Here is a 19,765-nt window from a genome sequence, read left to right as displayed (position 1 = left end):
GCCATTGCCATGCCCAGAACCCTCCTGCTATTGTACTGTATCACTATTGTTATGTTGCCTGCATTTGCCCAGGATGCGCATTACTGGTCAAACAACTACGGTCCCGGGGTGCTGCTAACGCCCGGCAGCGTTATTGCCAGCAACCGTGATAGTGGTGTGCTGTTCTATAACCCTGCCCTGCTGAGCCTTTCCAACAAGAACCGTATTGCCATCAGCACTATTTCCGCTAATATTTACCAGCTGGATGCCACTAAGATCAAAAACGGCGCCGGTACCGGAAGGGACCTGCACAATAATAGTGTCCGGATTGTGCCGCAAATGTTATCCGGCAGCATATCGTTAGGCAAAAAGGCGCCGGTAGTAATTGCCTATGCGCTGATAAATTCCCCGGGATTCCGCTTCCAGGCCTCGCAGCGGCGTGATGATAAGATCAATGTGCTGAATGATGCTTATAGCCCCGGCGATGAATACTTTGTGGGCGATTATGTGCTGGAAAACCGGGTAAGTGAAACTTCCGCCCTGCTAAGCACCGGTTTCCGGCTTACACCCCGCCTTTCCGCCGGTATCTCTGCCGAAGCGCAGCTGCGGCAGCAGCATTATAATGTTATCAGCAATACCCGCGCGCTGGCAAATGCCGATATTGACAGCTTACCGCTACCACTACCGCTGGTAAGCACCAGTGCTTATTACCTGGCCAACTACATTCATGCGGGGCTGCGCTTTAAAGCAGGGCTTGCCTATGATGCAGGCCGCCATCACCTGGGGTGGACAGTTAGCTCCCCATTGCTGCATGTGTGGGGCACCGGTACTATCGTAACGGACTATACGATAAATAATATGTATGAAGATGCCCTGAAGGATTTTTACAGCCTCCTGGCCAACAGCCGGCAGGAAAGCCTGAAAACAACCTTTAAAATGCCGCTGAGCACTGCCCTGGGTTATGCCTATGATTTCAGGCGGGGACAGCTATATGTAACAGCGGAATACTTTTGCCGGGTAAAGGAGTATAATGTAATTACACCCCGGAGCGATGCTTTTATACGGCCCGACACCGGCAGTAATTCCAGCTTAACCCGTGAGTTCGTACGCCTGCACGATGCGCGCAAGGCCATTCTAAATGTAGCCGTTGGCGTTAGCTACAACATACGGCCTTCAGTAACGGGTTATTGCTCTGTAAGAACGGATATGAGCTATGCCGACAAAGACCAGTTCAAAGACCAAACCGGCTATGAGCCATATACTGCGTACTGGAACCTTGTACACTGGGCGCTGGGCGCCAACTTTAAGCAAAAGAAGTTTAATTTCCGCACCGGCTTTCTTTGCTCCTATGGCGTTACCCATCACTTTCCTCAGGATGTTAACTTTGATCATCCCAATGAAAATAACGTGCTGCAGGGCGATCCCACGGATGTAAAGGCCCGGCGGTTTTCGGTCGGTTTTATGCTGGCGTATATACATAATTTGTGAGCGGAAAGCTTAAAGCGGAAAGCAGAAAGCTTAATGCAGCGAAGGGTTGAGGCGGAAGGCTTTTGCTTTATGCTTTCTCCTTTATGCTTTTTGCTTTATGCTTTCCGCTTTATGCTTAGCGCAGCACTGCGAATGCGGCTCAGGGATTCGCGGGTAATGCCTAAATAGGAGGCTATCTGGTGCTGGGGGATACGCTGTTCAAAGTAGGCGTATTGCGCTAAAAAATCCTGGTAGCGTTCTTCCAAAGGTTTTTGTAAGAACAGCACGCGTCGCTGCAGGGTAACAAAAGCCTTTTGCATGATCATACGCCAGTAAATGTTCATGGCTGGTATTTCATTGAACAGCTGCTGCTGCTGGGCATATTCCAGCACAAGTACTTCTGTATCCTCCAAAGCATCAATATTATATAAGGATGGCGTGTGGGTAAGCATACTATAGAGGTCAGCTATCCACCAGTCTTCCAAAGCAAACTGCATTACGTTTTCCCGGCCTTCATTATCCACTTCGTACTGGCGTAAACAGCCCTTTATTACAAAGTGATCGGCGTTGCAAATGGCGCCTTCTTCCAGCAGGTATTGTCTTTTACGCAGCTTTTTGTGCCGGAAAAAACCGGGGATCTTTGCTTTTTCCTCTTCCGTTAAAGAAATGTACCTGCAAAAGTTGTTGATGAGTAACTGATGCATTGCTAACCAGGTTTACAACTGCATAGTTACAACATTTTACCTGCGCTATTGCACTATACCCAATTGTTTCATAAGGGTCAGCTCATCGGTTACCCGCCAGTGCTCCACAATCTTTCCATGATGGATCTTTTCTATGTTGATCTGGTTCACTGCTATCTTTTTGCCGGTCGGCGGCTGCCCGAACAGATCGCCCCTTTGCGTGCCGGTCATTATTACCCTTACCACGGCCATGCTGTCATTTACAATAAGGTCTTTTATTTCATAATGCAGATCGGGAAATGCCTTGCGGATGGCCGCCACAATGGGTTTAAGGCCGGCTGGCCCGGGTGGCGGGTCAGGCGTGCTGGGCGTATGGTTAATGTACTGCGGATCCAGCAGCTCGTCCAGCACCTCCAGCTTGCCACTGTTCCATACTTCTGCAAAGTAACGTTGTACGATCTGCTTGTTTTGTGCTGCCGGTGTGGGTGGGCAGCTATAGGAGGCGCACAATACACCCATTACCAGGATCAGAATTTGCCGCATAGTTTATAGCTTTTCGCTGCAAAGTTCCGTTCCTGGCGGCCTTATTCCAATGATGTATGATAATGGTTTTGTGTGATGCAGATCAATTATTACCCGCTAAGGCTCTGTAATAAATGCCAGCTGCGCGTTCTGGTAGCGCGGTTTGGCCAGCTGCTCTTTCAGCTTTTTGAAGGTTTCAGAAGGGCCTTTGGTGGCAAACAGGTTCACCAGCCAGGCAGGCAAAGAGCCACCGGGATCTGTTTCCAGTGTATAGTCTATTTGTACGGACTTTTGCTTAACGGGTGTGAGGATCCACTTTCCATAGGAGCGGTGTACGCGTACGATGTTCTTTTTTTCCGGTACATAATCCGCTACGGTAGGCCCGTTGATAGTAACTATTTTGGTTTGCGGGTCCTGTGTGGTGATCAGGTGTGCTACAAAATCGCGGTTACTGACAGGCCAGGGCAGGCTTACTTCTGAATAATAAAACAGCTCTGCCGGGGTTATCTGTTTTAATAAAGTGCTGGATTTAGTGCTGTATACCCATTCGGCGCCGGTGTTCACATCTAAGATCACGGTTACCAGCTGGGATAAGGTGGCGGGTACCAGGCAGCGTACCCTTACGGCTTTGAGGTGGGAGTTCTCTATATTTTTGGTATAGATCTCCATATCTCCGTCCCTTGCTTTCAGGGTCCATTTTTGCTGCCCATTTACCAGGAGGGATAACAACATTGCCACGCACAGTATCAAGGTTCTTTTGTTCATACGCATAAAGCCAGGTTGATTGTAACTAATTCCTTTCTGGGTGCAAGTTACGGAGAACTGCGGGGTTTTTGGTCACACGAATGTTATAGAGCGGAAAGCAGAAGGCAGAAAGCGGAAAGCTTAATGCAGCGGAGGGCTTTATGCTTTGCGCTTTATGCTTTCGGCTTGTGCCGGGGGCCTGGTGGGGATGCTACTAACCTAAAGGTTAGTGGGTGTGGCTGAACAAGAAAAGAAAAAATTGGGCCAGCCAAGAATAACCGGCCCTTTTTTCACGCTATTGAACAATGAAAAGCGCAGGGGTCACTGCGCTTAGAGTAAACTCAACGATAGGTGAAGGGTTGGGTAAGCTGTGCGGATGATGTTTAAACCCGGGTTTATGCATCACCGTAATGTTCCCATGTAACGCCTTTACTTTTTGCTCAAACAGCAGGGTGTTCTCTGCTGGTGGCACTGCCTCATCTGCATCTGCACATATTATAAGTATCGGATACTTCCCCTTCACAATCTCTTTTACCTTATCTACAGGGCTGCCTTTGAACTGCTGCAGCTGTGCATTGGTAGTAATACCGTAATCTGCTTTTAGCTGCTGCAGCTCCTTAGGTTCCGGTTTTACCCTCCCTAAACTACCGGGCCAGCTTTTAAGGTCCAGCACAGGGTTATCCACGTACACGCAGGCTACTTTGTCCGGGTTTTCCGCGGCCCAGTTAAATACATATACGCCTCCCCTGCTCATGCCTTCCATGGCGGCTTTGCGGGCCAGGCCGGCGTGCTGCAGCAGATCGTAAAAATGATTCCAGGTTTGAATGGCGGCCTGGTTACCAAACAGCTCTGCTACATCGCAGTATACCACATGATAACCCCGTTCCAGCAATGCAAGATCTGTTTGCGGCTCATGGCCCCAGAAACGGGCGCGCCATATCCAGGGATGGCCTTTGGCCGCCCATTTAGGTTTTACCACTTTGCAGGCATGGTTATCCAGCGTAAAATCTGCACAGGCATAACCGTAAAAAGCGCTGACAGTGGTGGGTATGCTAAGCTGTTTGAAAATATCAAAAGCAGGATCGCGCTGCACCATTAGCTGATCGTATAAACGTTTGGCCATAATACCGGAGCCCGCGGCATTGGGATGGATGTTGTCGGGCAGCAGCTCAGGTTTGTTGATCAGCAAGGGATGCATGTCCAGCATTTCCAGGCCCTCCTGCAGGGCTACCTGCTGCATGTGCGGGATCACCTGTTTTACGATCACTGCATCCCAAATGCCGGTGGTATCTGTTACAAAAGACACTACCGGGCCTAATAAAATAATGCGGGGATGGGATGGCAGCTGCGTAAATGACCTGATAAGGGCGTGATAGTCCGCTTCATATTCATGCATGTACACGCGGTTAATGAGCTTACTATCATTGCCGCCCAGGTCAATGAACACTATATCCGGGTTGCTTTGCAAGGCTTGCCGGTATTCGTTTGTTTTTATATAAGGATGATCGCCATTGCTTAATAAGGTAGTGCCGCTTACACCGTAGTTATTTACGATGTAATCCTTGCCCAGCAGGGCTTGCAGCTGCGCGGGAAAGGAGTTATGCTCCCGGTCCGGCACAGTAGCGCCATAGGTAATGCTGGCGCCTATGCAGGTAATTTTTTTCTGCGCCATGGCGGGTGCGATGGTGCAGAGGATGAGGAATAATATGATAAGCTTTCTCATGTTCAATAGCGTTATTATGTGTGCCGCAGCTTTAGCGGGTAAACGTATACGTTTTTCCTGCCTGCGTGGCAAGATCATATAACTGTGTTGCCTTCAGCGTAGGCGTTGTTAGCTTTGCCTTTTCATTAATGAGCGGGCGGGGTGTGGTTTCCGGCTGAAAGAACGGATTACTATTAGCATCCGTGGCGGCTTTCAGGCCCTTGCCCTGCAGCGCATTAGGCACGCGTAAACGGCAATTGCCTCCCAGCGCAGAGCGGATAGTGACCTTACTCAGCTTACCATCTTCCCACTGCATATTTACAATTTCAAAACCGCCCCTTGCACGCAGGCCGCTGATGCTGCCGCTTTTCCAATCGTCCGGTAAAGCAGGCAGCAGATCAATGGCGCCATCCTGGCTTTGCAGCAGCATTTCCGTAATGCCGGCTGTGCAGCCAAAGTTGCCACCTATCTGGAAAGGCGGGTGCGCACCAAACAGGTTGGGATATGTACCGCCGCCACTGTTCTCCTTTGCGTGGTTCTTTCCTGCCGGCGTAAGCTGGTTTTTGATCAGCTGCCAGGCATGGTTACCATCCAGCAGGCGGGCCCAGAGGTTTACTTTCCAGCCCATAGACCAGCCGGTGGAAATATCGCCCCGCTGTATTAAAGAGGTACGGGCCGCGTCAAACAGCTCCGGCGTGCGGTAAGGAGAGATCTGATTGGCCGGGTACAGCCCAAACAGGTGCGATACGTGACGGTGTTTATCTTCCGGATTATCCAGGTCCTGCAGCCACTCCTGCAGCTGGCTGTACTGGCCTATTTGCATGGGTGGCAGCTTGCTGCGGGTAGCCTTCAGCTTAGCCACTAATTCGGGGTCTGTATTCAATATTTCCGCGGCGTGAATGGTGTTGGAAAAAAGATCAAACACCAGCTGGTTATCCATGGTGGCGCCTGCGCTGATGGAGATCCCGGGATGCGCCTGCGGCGCATTTTCCGGCGACATGGAAGGTGATACCACCAGCCATTGATGCGTGGGTTCGGGTATTAAAAAATCAAGGTAGAACTGTGCAGCGCCTCTCAGTGCCGGAAATACGCTTTGCAGGTATTTTTTATCGCCATTGTACAAATACTTTTCCCATAAATGCCGGCTAAGCCATGCACCGCCCATGGGCCACATTGCAGAATAAATACCATCTACCGGGCCGGTAATACGCCACAGGTCTGTATTATGGTGGGCCACCCAGCCACCGGCGCCATACATTACACGCGCGGTTTCCCTGCCGGTAACAGACAGCTCCTTTACCATTTGCACCAGCGGCATATGCATTTCCGGGAGATTGGTTTCTTCTGCCGGCCAGTAGTTCATTTCCGTATTAATGTTAATGGTGTACTTGCTGCCCCAGGGCGGATCCATCTTGTTATTCCACAGGCCCTGTAAGGTAGCGGGCTGCCCGCCGGGCTGGGAAGCGGAAATAAGCAGGTAACGGCCAAACTGGAAGTACAAGGCTACCAGCTGCGGGTCATTGGCCTGCGCAAAATCGCGTAAGCGTATATCCGTTGGGTTTTTAACGGAATCCGTAGTACCCAGGTCCAGGTGCACACGGTTGAAATATTTTTGATAGGCAGCTATGTGCGCGCTGCGCAGCTGCTGGTAGTTTTGAGTTAATGCTTTGCTTAAATAATCTGTAGCGCGTTTGCCTTCATCGGCGCTAATATCCTGGTAGTTCACATAGTTTGTGGCCATGGAAATGTACAGCGTAACGGCGTCAGCGCCGGTTACGTTAATAACATCGCCTGATGCGGTTACTTTACCTCCCTCATTCCTGAACTTTACCAGCGACTGGAATTTTACTTTACCAGGTACGTTTTCCTTATCGCTGCTGATGCCGGAAAGTTTCAGCTCATCATTTCCAGATACGCTTATTGCTGACTTATGCTCACTATGAAAGGATGCCCGGAATGTAATACTGCCGGGTGTTGTAGCGCTGAGGTGCACCACTATCACCTGGCCAGGCGTGGAGGCAAATACTTCGCGGCTGAAGGTAGTGCCGTTCACCTTATAGGATGTTTTGGCGATGGCGGTTTCCAGGTTCAGCTCCCGGTAATAATCTGTGTATTGATCATGGCCCGCAAAGTCCAGCTGCAGCTCGCCTGCGGTCTGGTACTTCATGCCGTTATTCTTTTTAGACTGTATGTTTTGCGCGGCCATTTTACTGGCCTCTTTATACTGCCCGTTGAAGATGAGCTTACGGATCTCCGGTAGGGCGGCTAATGCATCCGGGTTATCGTTGCGGTTAGGGCTGCCGCTCCACAACGTAGCTTCATTCAGCTGTAATGTTTCTGTTGCAGGGTTGCCGTATACCATAGCTGCTAAACGCCCGTTACCCACTGGCAGCGCAGCTTCCCATACCTTGCCTGCAGGCGCGTTGTACCACAGCTTCAATGTTTTATCCTGCGGAGCGGCGGGCGACATTGGAATATTTGGGCTGTTAGCTGCCTTACCACGCACAATATTACTGGTAGCGCCAGCCAGCTGCAGATACCAGTCTGAGGGCAGCTGCTGCCCATCCTGGTCCAGCGATACAAACTGCGCATGCGCTGGTTTTTGTGCCGCTGCCGGCGCTATTTTAAACATAGCGGTGCCTTCATCCACCTCATCGTACATGGCAATGTACACCATATTCACACCAGCTTTGATCACATTATAAGATTGATGCCAGAAAAAGCTGCCGCCATTACGCGGTACCTGGTTAAAGGGCGATTTACCATTGCGCAGGTTATACCAGGAAAACCCCGGCCATATTACGGGCATGTAATCTATGTGCTGCTGATCGCAATACGTTTTATCCGGTATTACAGAAGTATTGCAGAATTTATCTGCGCCTGCTGCATCCTTAAACCGGCCTACTGCCCAGGGGCTGATCACATCCAGCTTATTGAACACAGCGCGCCAGGGTTCCGGCTGCTGCATCCAGGTATTGTTTAATCCACCCATAATGGTGGCCTGGTATTTACCTTGTTTGAACCATTGCAGCAGGGAATCCGTAGCCTGTGCCGTAGCAAAGGTGGTATGGTCAAAACCCAGGCCCCAGATGGCTAACAGCGGTTTGCCCTTGTGATGTAAATAAGATGAGCCTTTAGTGATCTGCAGGGAATCTACCAGGTATTGCCAGTCGCGCATGATGATCTCTTTCCAACGCGGGCCTGCGCCGGAAATATCATACATAATGCAGTACACGCGCTCATATTTTTCACTGGCCTGTTTAATGTTGCGTACTACCTGGTTAAAATGTTTGCGCCCGTTCTCTCCTCTTATTTCAGTAACAAAACGTTGTGCAAATACGCCATCCAGGGCATGTTCTTTCATCCATTTAAAATGGAGGTCTACCGTGGCGTATTTGTAGGCGGAGAACAGCTTTGCTTGCTGGCCATTGGCATATACCATGCTGGTAGCTTCCTGAACATCAGCGGGGTACTCGCGCATATCCGGCCAGTAGTCAAAGGTGGCGTGCGCGGAATCCGGCTGGTTATTGCGGAACCAGTGTTTCCAGGCCCCATTGCCAGAACCATCACCAGGCGTACCAAACCAGCCCTGGTAGCCGAACATCACTTTTTTGTCCAGCGTGTTGGCGTCCGGCAGGTACCCTTGCGAGTAGCTGCTGAAAGCCGTTAATATCATGGCGGTTATTAATGCGTATAGTTTCATTCAGCTGGTGTTTTATTGTGGCCGCGATGCGGGTGATGTTCCAAAGTTATAATTAGGTTTGCTGCCCATCCAGAATTGCAGGGTGCCGCCCTTCACAATATCAGCATGCAGCAGGTAGCTTTTCGTGTACTCCTTACCGTTGAGCGTAATACGCTGCACATAAATATTTCCCGGGCTGTTATTCACAGCAATAATGGTAAAGGGTTTGCCGGAAGGTGTTTGTATCACGGCTTTATCCACCGCCGGGCTGCCGATCACATACGCGCCGGAAGCCGGGAACACAGGATAAAAACCCAGGGATGAGAACACGTTCCATGCCGACATTTGCCCGCAGTCCTCATTACCGATAATGCCATCAGGTTTATCGTGATACATTTCCTTCATAATGTAACGCACCTTCTCTGCTGTTTTCCATTGTTGCCCTGCATAGGCATACAGGTAGCTGATATGGTGGCCGGGCTCATTGCCATGGGCGTACTGCCCAATTAAACCGGTAAGGTCCTGCAGCGTACTGCTTTTCATTTCCAGGGTAAAGAAACTATCCAGCCTTGACGCAAAGGATTTTTCTCCGCCTAAGAGCTTTATGAGCCCCGGTACATCACCAGGTACCAGCCAAAGGTATTGCCAGGCATTGCCTTCTGTATAATCCGGGTTGGGCGCTTTCATGGCATCAAAAGCGGGGCGGCGGCTACCATCCAGGAACACGCTGCGGAAAAACTTTGTGCCGGGATCGTAGTACTGGTGGTAGTTTTGTGCACGTTTCCAGAAATACGTGTAGTCGTCCTGTTTATGCAGCGCTTTTGCCATCAGGGCAATGCTGGCATCACTGATGCCATATTCCAAGCCGCGGGCTACAGAGCCGCGGAACTTATCGCCGGGTATGGGTTTAAAGTTCTTCACGTACATAAGGCCCAGGCTATCGCCCATGGCAGTGGCTTTTATGGCATTGTAGGCACGGTTAACATCAAAGCCCTTAATGCCTTTGAGATATGCTTCCGCCACTATCTGCATACTGCTGATGCCTACCATGGTGCCGGTTTCATTGGCATTGAGGTGCCAGATGGGCAGCTTGCCCTGCTGGTCATAAATAGCCAGCATGGCGTTGATCATATCTGCTGTGCGTTCCGGTTCAATGAGTGTGTACAAAGGGTGGGCGGCCCGATACGTATCCCACATGGAGAAGATGGAATAGTTCGTAAAGCTGGCGCCCGTGTGCACCTGTTTATCAGCGCCGCGGTAATCGCCATTGTGGTCATTGAAAACAGCCGGGTCTATCATGGTATGATAGAGGGAGGTATAAAAAATGCGCTTTTCTTTGTCGTCTTTAGTGTCTATCTGAATTTTAGAAAGCTCTTTGTTCCATTGATCGTCTGCGGCCTGCGCTACCTGTTTAAAGTTCCAGCCGGGTATTTCAGCGTCTATATTGGCCAGGGCATTATCTGCGCTTACAGGTGAGATGCCTACTTTCATCTGCAGGGTGAAGGGGCCTTCCTCAAAACTCATCAAACCCTTAATGGCAGGGCCCTCTCCCCTGCTGCCCTGCAACAGCTGATCGTGATTATATACGCTGAACTGTTTAACAGGTATGGAGGTACGGATTGCAAAATATACCCGCTGGTCTTTAGCCCAGCCGGTGGAGTAACGGTAACCTTTAAAGGTTTGCGCATCTACCTGTTCTATAAAAGTGGCGGTGGCTTTGTCCTGCGTACCTTCTTTAAGGTCTATGATCACGCGGGCAGTAGCATCTCCCGGGAAATTGTACTGATGAAAACCTACCCGTTCTGTTGCGGTTAGCTCTGCTGATACGTGATAATCATCCAGCTTTACAAAGTAATAACCGGGTTTTGCCTTTTCATTTTCGTGTGAGTATAATGATGCATAACCTGTGCGGTGGTTGGATTCTGTGCCTTTATCGGTTTTAATTTCGCCGGTGTACGGCATGATGAGGATATCTCCCAGGTCGCCAATACCGGTACCATTCAGATGCAGGTGTGAGAAACCGATCAAGATGCTATCGCCATAATTGTAACCGGAATCCCAATCCCAGCCTTTGAAAATATTTGCAGGCCCCACCTGCACTGCGCCAAAAGGCACGCTGGCGCCTACAAACACATGCCCATGCCCGCCGGAACCGATGTACGGATCAACGTATTTTGTTTGTGCCTGGGCCGTTGCTGATAATAAGAAAGCCGTTATAAGTGTGAAATACTTCATTAATTATTGTTTAAACTTACTGCCTCAATTCTTCTAAGGTCCAGAACTTGCCACGGCTGGCAGTTTCAGCCCGTACCTGTTTTACTTTTTCTACGGATACAACGGGAGAATTATCCCGGTTCCTTTCCCTGCGGGTACCGAAGCTGTAACGTACATAACTGAGCACTGATGCTATCCATTCATCATTATTAGATGCACCAAAAGGCGCCATTACATCTGTATACGTTTTGCCATCAATAGGCCCGCTTAAGCCATTCAGCAAGATCTTCATAAGGGTTACATCATCCCCATCTACACGTTTAGAGCCTACGAAAGGCGGCGCTGCCGCTGAGCCATTGCCCACTACAATGCCTTTACCATCCGGCCCATGACAGGTAGAACAAAGCTGTTTGTAAATAGTTGCGCCCTGCAGTATCCTGTTACGGCTGGCCGTGGGCATGCTGCCTAAACGGCGGCCAAAGAGTTTTGTGTTGTTATTCACCTCAATGCTGTGCGCTACGCCCTGCATAAATTCTTTATCGGCGCCTGCATTTACAATGCTTGCAGCCAGGGCTTTTGCATCGTCTGATTTGCTGATGGAGAGCGTGTTTACCAGCTGCACCTGCACATCTGCAGAAGGATCGTTCTTTAAGGCTGCCAGCTGGCGGATCATATCTGCATCATCTTGCCTCACATAACGTTCGCTGATCCATACCGCTGTTTTACGCACCTGCGCAGCTGTATCTTTCAGCGCTTTTAATAATGTTTCTTTATCAATGGCATTCAGGCCTTCTAAGGTCCACAAGGCATGTATGCGGCCAAGGGTGGTATGCGGGCCGGCAGCCATTTGCCGGAGCGCCGGCACCAATGACTGATCTCCGCGCACAATAATTTCCTTTTGCGCATTTTCCCGCCACCAGGCATTGGGATGATCCAGGTACGTTAAGAGCTGTGCACCGCTATCATCCAGCAAATGCGGTTTGGGACCGGGTTTGTAGCCATCATGCACCACGCGGTAAATACGGCCGCGGCCAATATTCTTATCCAGGCCTTTGTTTATAATGCGCGGGCGCAGGAAGCTGCCTTCTTTGGTCCAGTTGCTTTCCTGGATAATGCCGTGGTACATATCTACAATGTACAAACAGCCATCAGGGCCGGTGGTGGTATTTACGGGGCGGAAGTTCATATCTGTGGAGGTAATGAACTCCTGCTGGTTGTAGGCATTTTCCAATGTTATTTTCCCGTTGTTATCTATCACTTTTGCACGGCGGATCAAACGGCCCACGGGCTCGCAGATCAGCAGATCACCTTTCATATCGGCTGGCAATGCATTACCGCGGAAAACAGATTGACCACAGCTGGCAGTAAAATGATTGAGCGTGGTATCCGGCCGCAAACGGCCCATACCGCCCTGCACATCCGGTGTAGCAATAATGGGCCATACAGCCTGGAAAGCATCATTGAACTGATCACGCGGGTTTAAGATGCCATAAGCAGGATTGATCTGGAAACCCAGCGCCGGTATTTCCGCGCCTGCGCTGGAAAAGAACAAACGGCCAAGATCATCATTACCCACGCCCCATTGCCCGCCCGGTGAATTAGCCAGGGAATCTGCCACCAGCTTACCATTGACATACTTATAACGTACGGGGTCGCAGCTTACATAGATCCAGTTATCCAGGTTCCATAACAGGCCGCTTTTCTGGTGTTCCAGGTTGCGGGTGTCCGGCGTATCGTTCTTATACACCTGCACTTTCTCATCTGCTTTGCCATCGCCATTGGTATCTGCATAACTGTAAATGTTATACGTATAGGTTTCGTTAACCAGCAGCTTGTGGCCTACGCATAACAACATGCGCGGCAGCACCATACTGTCTATAAAGGTGGAACGTTTATCCATTTTACCATCGCCGTTGGTATCTTCCAGCAGGGATACCTGGCAAATGGGTTTGTTTTCGTCTGTGCCGTTAATGTCCATCATATAGGTGCGCATTTCTGCTACATACATTCGGGCATTGCCGTCCCATACAATAGCCACGGGCTCCTGCACCATAGGCTCACTGGCCACCAGCTGCAGGTGATAACCGGGCTGCAGGTAAATGGACTGCATGGCTTCTTTCACTGTTTTGTAGGAAGGATCGGGATGCGGGTTTACGATCACCTTACCCGTAGCGTCGCGCTGCAGGGCCGGCTGCGATGATCTGCAATGATATATCAGCAGGCTGCCTAATAATAAGCCTGCTGTTATACGCCATTTGTTATGTGCTTTGCTCATGACCATCTGTTATTTAGCATTATTGAGGGAAAGAATATACTGCACCATTTTTTTGGCATCTGCTGCGGGTAAGGCAGGATGCGGCGCCATGGCTACCTGGCCCCATACGCCTGCGCCCCCGTTCAGCACCTTGGCACAAAGCTGCGTTACGCTGGCTTCTGTAGCGGGATATTTTTTAGCTACATCCAGGTATGCGGGGCCTACCAGCTTCTGATCTACTTTATGACAGGCCAGGCAATCGGATTTTGAGAGCAGGGCTTCACCGTCTGCAATGTCCTGCGCGCTGGCTAGCAGTTTGGGAGCTGGTTTAGCAGCCGGTTTAGCGCTTGCAGTTTTGGCAGGCGCCTTTTTTACCGGCCCCTGTTTGGGTTTGGTTTGATCCCTTTGTTCGACGTGGCTGTGGGCAGTGGCGGCTATCAGGAGAAAGCCTGCCAGCAATAAGCATCTGGTCATTGAATATGCAGTTTAATATTTTCTGTTTTGAAAGTCCATGAACTATTTTTTTTAGTTCATGGACTTTTCTACTGTTTATGCCCCCGGTATATTCACCGGCTTAGGCGCATTATAGTTATACCGCTTGTTTACATTATCAGCTGTGCGGGCGCCTACACGTACATAGTAGGTGCGGCTGTTGCCCAGCGTGCCTTTGGTGGTAATGCTGATGGTTTGTCCCAGCAGCGCATTACCATCTGCTCCGTTGTACTTTACCTGGTTAGAGAAACGGTTGTCGTAACTGGCGTTGCTCACAAAATCCGTGGTAGATACATACAGGAACACATCTGTTACATTAAACTGGTAAGCGGTATTGGTGGTGCCGCGTGTGAACTTACACCGCACGGTTATTGTTTTATCCGGGTTCACTACCGGCTCCCCTACCCACTCTACTTTCAGGAACGGATCTACGTTAAATTCCAGGCTGGTTACCCCGGAGATATCTACCGTTTTACTGTTATCAATTACCGGTGTGGTGGTGGTTACCAGGGGTACAAAAGCGCCATCCATAGGATATACTTTGTACTTGCCTTTAAACAGGCGGCTGTTGTTAAAAGTACCATCCGGTTTTACGTTAAAGTATTGCGGTATTACGCCCTGCCCGTTGTTCCAGCTTTGCTCTTCCAAACGTAAACGAATCCCCGCTGATTCTGTTTGGATGGGCTGCCCGGTGCTGTTATCAATTACACGTCCGGTAAGCGTTTCAGCCGGCTCCTCGTAGTTATCGTTCTTGGTGCAGGCGCTTAGCAAAGCCAGCCCCATGCAAAAAATTGTTGTGTATATATAAGTGCGTTTCATTGTTTGACTTTTTATTGGTTTTGTACCAGTTTAGGGTTCTTGGTGATCTCTCCATTGGGTATCTGCTCATAATACCACATGGGCTGGAAAGTGAACTGCTGGTTACCTTCGTACCTTCTTTTATCAAAAATGTATTTGCCGTTGGCAGCTACATAAATGGGATTCAGCACCAGCCATACGCGGTTCTGAATTTCGGCATCTGCCGTGCGCCAGCGTTTAATATCCCACCAGATCTTGTTCTCAAACCCAAGCTCCTTGCGCCTTTCACTACGGATCACGTTAATGCTGGTAAGATCGGCTGCACTGCTCAGCAGCGTAGCGCCGGCACGGTCGCGGATGTCGTTGATGCAGGTATAAGCATCCTGCCGGTAGTCTGCATCATTTTGCCCGGCCGTCATTAATTCGTAATCTGCTTCTGCACGGTTCAGTAAAACTTCTGCGTAGCGCATCTCTATCCAGGGCTGGAAAGATTTGTTCACGATCACATCTGCCACCGGCTTGCGCTGATCCAGGTACTTGCGCTGGAAGAAACCGGAAATAGTTACAGAACCACCGGTAGTACCGTAAGTGCCGCTTAAGCCGCCTGCATTCATTTTTTGCCCGTTAGGCAGGTCCACCATGGGCGAAGGCAGGTTGCTGCTGTTAACTGCCGGTACTATGTTCGGGTTGTTGGCGTAAGGATTGGTAGTGTTAGGGAAAGGGCTTACACTGCCGGGAAATGGATTAATGCCGCCTGCAATATCACCTTTATAAATACCCCTGCGGATATCTATTACCTGGCCTTTGAAAGTGGCGCCAGGCATTAATACTGTTGCCAGCAAACGCGGTTCTGCATTCTGGAAAAAGCTGTACGGATTATCATAATACGCGTACTGGCCTGTAGTTGCATCAATGGTTTTAAGACTGCCGTCTGCATTGCGGGGCAGGCCATCAAACAGCTCTACGTAATCTAAAGTGGGGTTCATGTAAGAGCTGTAACCATCCTTGCCTTTCATCTGGTTAGGGATGGCAAACAGGTCAAAGCTGTGCACTGCATTCAGATCGCTGTACTCTTTCATGAAAATGGCTTCCTTATTGGCGCTGCTCACATCAAAGAACAGATTATAGTAATTCTCCTCCTTATTGGCGGATGCGCGGTAAAGCGTGTAACCACCTGCTTCCACCAGTTTTGCGGCGGCATAACATTCCTTAAAATAACGTACGGCCTCTGTAGCGGGAATGCCCTGCACCTGCGCACCTGTGGCGGGATCGGAGATGTTCTTGGTATTATATTTTGCAATGGAGCCTGCAAACAGCATAACCCTTGACTTGAGCGCTGCAGCTATGAACTTATTGGCGCGGCCCCGCTGTTCGCTGGTATTGTTCATAAGCATAATGGCCGTGTCCAGGTCTTTGCCAATATAATCATACACCTGCTGCTCAGAGCTGCGGGGCAGCTGCAGCTCCTCTAAACCCTGCTGGGGATAGAATTGCACGCCGGGCGTAATGGGTACGCCACCATAACGTTTTACCAGCTCAAAGTAAGTGAAGCTGCGGATAAAGCGGGCCTCGCCCAGCCACTGGTTCACCTGGCTCTGGTTAAAGTTGAACGCATAGGCGGGCATGGTTTCCAGGAAGTAATTGGCATTACGGATCACCACATAGGCATCGCCCCAGTAGCCGGTTTGCGCGGCACTGGCGCTACCAGCTTCCCTGGACATAGATTCTCCGGTAAGGTTATTGAGATTTTGAATATAATTGAACTGGTTATAACCGGTGTTGATGTTATATTTGAAATCCTCTATGGGCAGGCGGTTGTACAGGCCTGCAAAATAAGCGGTAACGCCGCCGGTGCTGGCAAAGGCATCTTTATCCTGCACAATATTATCGGGCAATATGCCCAGCTTGTTGCAGGCGGTGACTATACACAGCAGTATCAGTAACGGATATATGAATTTTTTCATTTTTGGAATGCTTTAGTTAATCATTAAAAATCTACACTCAGCCCAACATTATACGTTTTGTTCAGCGGGTACACATACCCGTACAGGTCCGATGGATGTTCCGGATCCACGTAGCGTATGCCCGTTGCAGTGAAAATGTTGTACCCGTTCACATACAACCTGGCTTGTCTTAAACCGGCCTTACGGGTAACGGATTTCGAAAACACATATGTATAGCCCAGTTCCACGCTTTTAAGCCTGGCATAGGCAGCATTCTTTACTGCAAAAGAGGAGTTCCCATCGAAGCCGGTGCCTGTCATGGCAAAATAACCGGGCACATACTGCGTATTGGGATCGTAGGGGTCTGCCGCAGGATCTACTGTGTGCCAGCGGTCCATGTACTGCTCCAGGGCATTACCATTAAAGTTCAGCGGCGTGGCCAGCGCTTCCGGGTAAGCGATCCATTTCATGGCAGCGCCCTGGATCAGCGCGCTCAGATCAAATCCATGGTAGCTAACCCCAAAACTTACCCCAAAGTTGATGAGGGGCGGATTGGGCGTGCTGGTACCCCGGTCTGTATTACCATTATACGTGGATGCAATTGGATGACGATCCAGGTCATCTATATAACCATCGTTATTCCAGTCTTCATATTTATAATCACCTGGCAGGGTGGCGCGGTTGCCGCCGCCATTGTCTATGTTGTAGTTATAAATATCATTGAAGGATTCAAAACGCCCCGCGCCCGTATAACCCCACCATACATCGTTATAGCGGTCGTTCACGTTATTGCGCCAGTTATCGTAAGAGTTACCGGCTACTGCGCGTTCATAATGTTTCCATTTGGTACGGGAGTAAGAAATATTGCCGCTGATGTTATAGCTGATCTGCCCTATGCGGTTGCGGTGCGTAAGCAACAGCTCCAGACCGCTGCTCTGGTCACTGTTCAGGTTCTCCTGCGGCAGTGCTGCGCCTAATGAGCCTGGCAGAGATAACAGGCGGTTGGCTAACAAACCATTCCTGTCCCTTTTAAACCAATCCAGCTGAAAGCCGAATAAACCTTTCCAGAAATCTGCATCCAAACCGAAGTTGAGCGTTTTGGATTTAAACCAGGTAATACCTGGATTAGGCAGTACGCGGAAACCTAAGGCATTGGTGTAGCTGCCATCAAACACAGAACCGCCGGGCAGGGTTTGCAGGTTGCCGGATGAAGGATAGTCGTAACCGGTGAGGTACTGGAAACGCAGGCCGCTGGCATCGCCCATTACCCCATAAGAGGCGCGGAACTTAATGTTATCAATGAACGTAAGCTTTGGATTGTCCTTAATAAAGCTTTCTTCAGAAATGCGGTAACCGGCAGATACGGCTGGAAAGAAGCCCCACTGGCCAGTGGGCGCAAAACGGGAGGAGCCATCGTAACGGCCGCTGAGGTCCAGCAGATACTTTGCATTATAATCATAATGCAGCTTGCCCACATAACTTTTGGTGGCGTAATTGGTTAAGCCACCCAGGTCCTGCGTGCCAATCTGGTTGGCAGTAGTGCCGGTGCCCAGCTGGTCCAGCGTACCTAATACCAGGTAACGGCTGGCGCTGAAGTTGTCTGACTTTTGCGTACGCTCCTCATACAATGCCAGCACATCCACATTATGCGCTTTGGCAAAGGTGTGGCTGTAGTTTAATGAGAACTGCAGCATGGTGTTAGGTGCGGCGGAGTAATACCGGTTTACGTTAGAAGGCGTTTGCAGCGGTTTGGGATTAAACACGGTGCTATCGCCCACTTTCACTGCCTGGTATACATTAAAAGAGCGTGCAAAGTTCTTGTTGTCTGACGTGGCATAATCATAGCTATACAGCGCTTTGGCATTTAAGCCTTCCAGGAAAGGTACGGCATAGTTAAGTGTAAAGGTGCCCTGAAAAGTGTTGGACACAGACCGCTTATACCCGTCAATAGCTGCGTTGGTAAGGGCCAGCGCGCTGGTGCCATTATCGTCCAGGTAGTTAATATAATCAGGATTGTTATCTGCATACAATGAATAAGTGGGCGGATGCCGCCACAGTGCTTTAAAAATGCCCCAGGAATCTTCATAGGGCTGGTTGCGGGTATCGGAAATACCGCTCAGCTGCAGCTCCGCAGTGAGTGTGCTGGAAATTTTTGCCGTAAGGTTAGAGCGTACGTTGTACTTTTTGTAATTCAGGTCGCCCGATTTCCAGAAACCCTGCTGGCTCAGGTAACCCAGGCTTACGAAGTAGGTCATTTTTTCGGAGCCGCCGCTGGCAGTGAGGCTGTGCTCTGTTTGCGGGGCTGTGTTGCGTACTACTGCGCCATACCAGTCGGTGCTGGTTTTGGCGCCGTTGGCGTAAGCATCAAAATCGTTCTGGTTGTACACCGGTGTACCGCCGTTTACGTTGTGCAGGGCTCTTTCATTGAATAAGGTCATCCAGTCCGTGGCATCCAGCACTTTGGGCAAACCGGATGGTTTTTGCATGCCTACTGTAACAGTGTAGTTTAGCTGGGTGGTGCCTGCCTTACCTTTTTTGGTGGTAACCAGTATTACACCATTGGCGGCCTGCACACCGTATACTGCGGCGGCAGCATCTTTCAGTACGGAAATGCTTTCAATATCATTCGGGTCCAGGCGGTTCAGGGTACCGCGGGGTACCCCGTCAATGATAATGAGCGGTGAGCCTAAACCGCGAATGTCGAAGCTGTTGCTAAAGGACCCTGGCTCTGCGCTGTTCTGTACTACGCGCACACCGGGCAGCTTGCCGGTGAGCATGTTCAGCACATTTTCATTGCGGGTGGTCTTGATCTCATCACCTTTTATGGTGGCAATGGAACCGGTAAGGGTAGCCTGGCGCTGCTGCCCGTAGCCTACCACTACTACTTCGCCCAGGCTGCTGTTATTACGCGCCAGGGAAATGTTCAGCTCCTGTGCGGAGGCCTGTACTTCTTTTGCTACATACCCTACATAGGAAATAATTAAGGTGGCGTTGCCGGGAACGTTGAGATTAAACCGGCCTTCTGTGTTGGTAACGGTGCCCGTGTTACCATTTTTTACTTTTACGGCTGCGCCAATAAGCGGCCCGCCGGTGTCGTCCGTGACCCTGCCCCTGACGGCGATGTTCTGTGCGTAACCTTGCAGCATCGCACAACACGCCAGTACCATAAATAGAATTTTTTTCATACCGTGGTGTTTAAAATGTGGATTTAAAAATTGGTTGTACCGGCGACAAATTAAGCGGGCACCGCTTAACAAATGCTTAATTACAGATTAACCGGCCTGC

At 50.0% G+C, this 19,765-nt stretch carries 12 protein-coding genes; 1 reads left to right on the top strand and 11 read right to left on the bottom strand.

Annotated elements, in window-relative coordinates; genetic code table 11:
- The first annotated feature begins 9 nt into the window (after positions 1–9).
- Positions 10–1,467: a hypothetical protein gene (locus KVT36_RS04350; protein WP_217602276.1), complete on the top strand. Its 1,458-nt coding sequence runs from the start codon at positions 10–12 to the stop codon at positions 1,465–1,467.
- A 95-nt stretch (positions 1,468–1,562) separates the two neighbouring features.
- Here KVT36_RS04350 and KVT36_RS04345 read toward each other — a convergent pair whose 3' ends face one another.
- The 11 genes from KVT36_RS04345 to KVT36_RS04295 form a co-directional block, all read right to left on the bottom strand.
- Positions 1,563–2,150, bottom strand: a complete 588-nt coding sequence (locus KVT36_RS04345; RefSeq protein WP_217602275.1) for a Crp/Fnr family transcriptional regulator — start codon at positions 2,148–2,150, stop codon at positions 1,563–1,565.
- Between the two features lie 45 nt (positions 2,151–2,195).
- The gene (locus KVT36_RS04340) at positions 2,196–2,672 is read right to left on the bottom strand and encodes an ester cyclase (protein ID WP_217602274.1); all 477 of its coding nucleotides are present in this window, start codon (positions 2,670–2,672) and stop codon (positions 2,196–2,198) included.
- A 96-nt stretch (positions 2,673–2,768) separates the two neighbouring features.
- Positions 2,769–3,416 (bottom strand): START domain-containing protein, encoded by a 648-nt coding sequence (locus KVT36_RS04335; RefSeq protein WP_217602273.1) that lies wholly within the window; start codon positions 3,414–3,416, stop codon positions 2,769–2,771.
- A 274-nt stretch (positions 3,417–3,690) separates the two neighbouring features.
- Entirely contained in the window at positions 3,691–5,118 is a 1,428-nt protein-coding gene (locus tag KVT36_RS04330) for a GDSL-type esterase/lipase family protein (RefSeq protein WP_217602272.1), read from the bottom strand.
- A gap of 31 nt (positions 5,119–5,149) precedes the next feature.
- A complete protein-coding gene (locus KVT36_RS04325; RefSeq protein WP_254639834.1) occupies positions 5,150–8,800 on the bottom strand; it encodes a glycoside hydrolase N-terminal domain-containing protein in 3,651 nt (1,216 codons plus the stop codon).
- A gap of 12 nt (positions 8,801–8,812) precedes the next feature.
- A complete protein-coding gene (locus tag KVT36_RS04320) occupies positions 8,813–11,014 on the bottom strand; it encodes a GH92 family glycosyl hydrolase (RefSeq protein ID WP_217602271.1) in 2,202 nt (733 codons plus the stop codon).
- Between the two features lie 16 nt (positions 11,015–11,030).
- Positions 11,031–13,268 carry a c-type cytochrome gene (locus KVT36_RS04315; protein WP_217602270.1) on the bottom strand — a complete coding sequence of 746 codons (2,238 nt, stop codon included), beginning with the start codon at positions 13,266–13,268 and terminating at the stop codon, positions 11,031–11,033.
- 9 nt (positions 13,269–13,277) lie between these two features.
- Positions 13,278–13,721, bottom strand: coding sequence for a c-type cytochrome (locus KVT36_RS04310; RefSeq protein ID WP_217602269.1), 444 nt, complete (start codon positions 13,719–13,721; stop codon positions 13,278–13,280).
- Positions 13,722–13,796: 75 nt separating this feature from the next.
- Entirely contained in the window at positions 13,797–14,558 is a 762-nt protein-coding gene (locus KVT36_RS04305; protein WP_217602268.1) for a DUF3823 domain-containing protein, read from the bottom strand.
- An 11-nt stretch (positions 14,559–14,569) separates the two neighbouring features.
- Entirely contained in the window at positions 14,570–16,501 is a 1,932-nt protein-coding gene (locus tag KVT36_RS04300) for a RagB/SusD family nutrient uptake outer membrane protein (protein WP_217602267.1), read from the bottom strand.
- A 23-nt stretch (positions 16,502–16,524) separates the two neighbouring features.
- A complete protein-coding gene (locus tag KVT36_RS04295; RefSeq protein WP_217602266.1) occupies positions 16,525–19,665 on the bottom strand; it encodes a TonB-dependent receptor in 3,141 nt (1,046 codons plus the stop codon).
- Positions 19,666–19,765: the final 100 nt, after the last annotated feature.

It is taken from the genome of Chitinophaga sp. GbtcB8, from assembly GCF_019091455.1.
Classification (GTDB): domain Bacteria; phylum Bacteroidota; class Bacteroidia; order Chitinophagales; family Chitinophagaceae; genus Chitinophaga.
The sequence above is the reverse complement of the archived record's forward strand: the minus strand, read 5'-3'. Positions and strand labels throughout refer to the sequence as shown.

Excerpts from the sequence above, each read along its gene's own strand:
- KVT36_RS04350 (WP_217602276.1), top strand. The coding sequence starts at position 10 with ATGCCCAGAACCCTCCTGCTATTGTACTGTATCACTATTGTTATGTTG.
- KVT36_RS04345 (WP_217602275.1), bottom strand. The coding sequence starts at position 2,150 with ATGCATCAGTTACTCATCAACAACTTTTGCAGGTACATTTCTTTAACG.
- KVT36_RS04340 (WP_217602274.1), bottom strand. The coding sequence starts at position 2,672 with ATGCGGCAAATTCTGATCCTGGTAATGGGTGTATTGTGCGCCTCCTAT.
- KVT36_RS04335 (WP_217602273.1), bottom strand. The coding sequence starts at position 3,416 with ATGAACAAAAGAACCTTGATACTGTGCGTGGCAATGTTGTTATCCCTC.
- KVT36_RS04330 (WP_217602272.1), bottom strand. The coding sequence starts at position 5,118 with ATGAGAAAGCTTATCATATTATTCCTCATCCTCTGCACCATCGCACCC.
- KVT36_RS04325 (WP_254639834.1), bottom strand. The coding sequence starts at position 8,800 with ATGAAACTATACGCATTAATAACCGCCATGATATTAACGGCTTTCAGC.
- KVT36_RS04320 (WP_217602271.1), bottom strand. The coding sequence starts at position 11,014 with ATGAAGTATTTCACACTTATAACGGCTTTCTTATTATCAGCAACGGCC.
- KVT36_RS04315 (WP_217602270.1), bottom strand. The coding sequence starts at position 13,268 with ATGAGCAAAGCACATAACAAATGGCGTATAACAGCAGGCTTATTATTA.
- KVT36_RS04310 (WP_217602269.1), bottom strand. The coding sequence starts at position 13,721 with ATGACCAGATGCTTATTGCTGGCAGGCTTTCTCCTGATAGCCGCCACT.
- KVT36_RS04305 (WP_217602268.1), bottom strand. The coding sequence starts at position 14,558 with ATGAAACGCACTTATATATACACAACAATTTTTTGCATGGGGCTGGCT.
- KVT36_RS04300 (WP_217602267.1), bottom strand. The coding sequence starts at position 16,501 with ATGAAAAAATTCATATATCCGTTACTGATACTGCTGTGTATAGTCACC.
- KVT36_RS04295 (WP_217602266.1), bottom strand. The coding sequence starts at position 19,665 with ATGAAAAAAATTCTATTTATGGTACTGGCGTGTTGTGCGATGCTGCAA.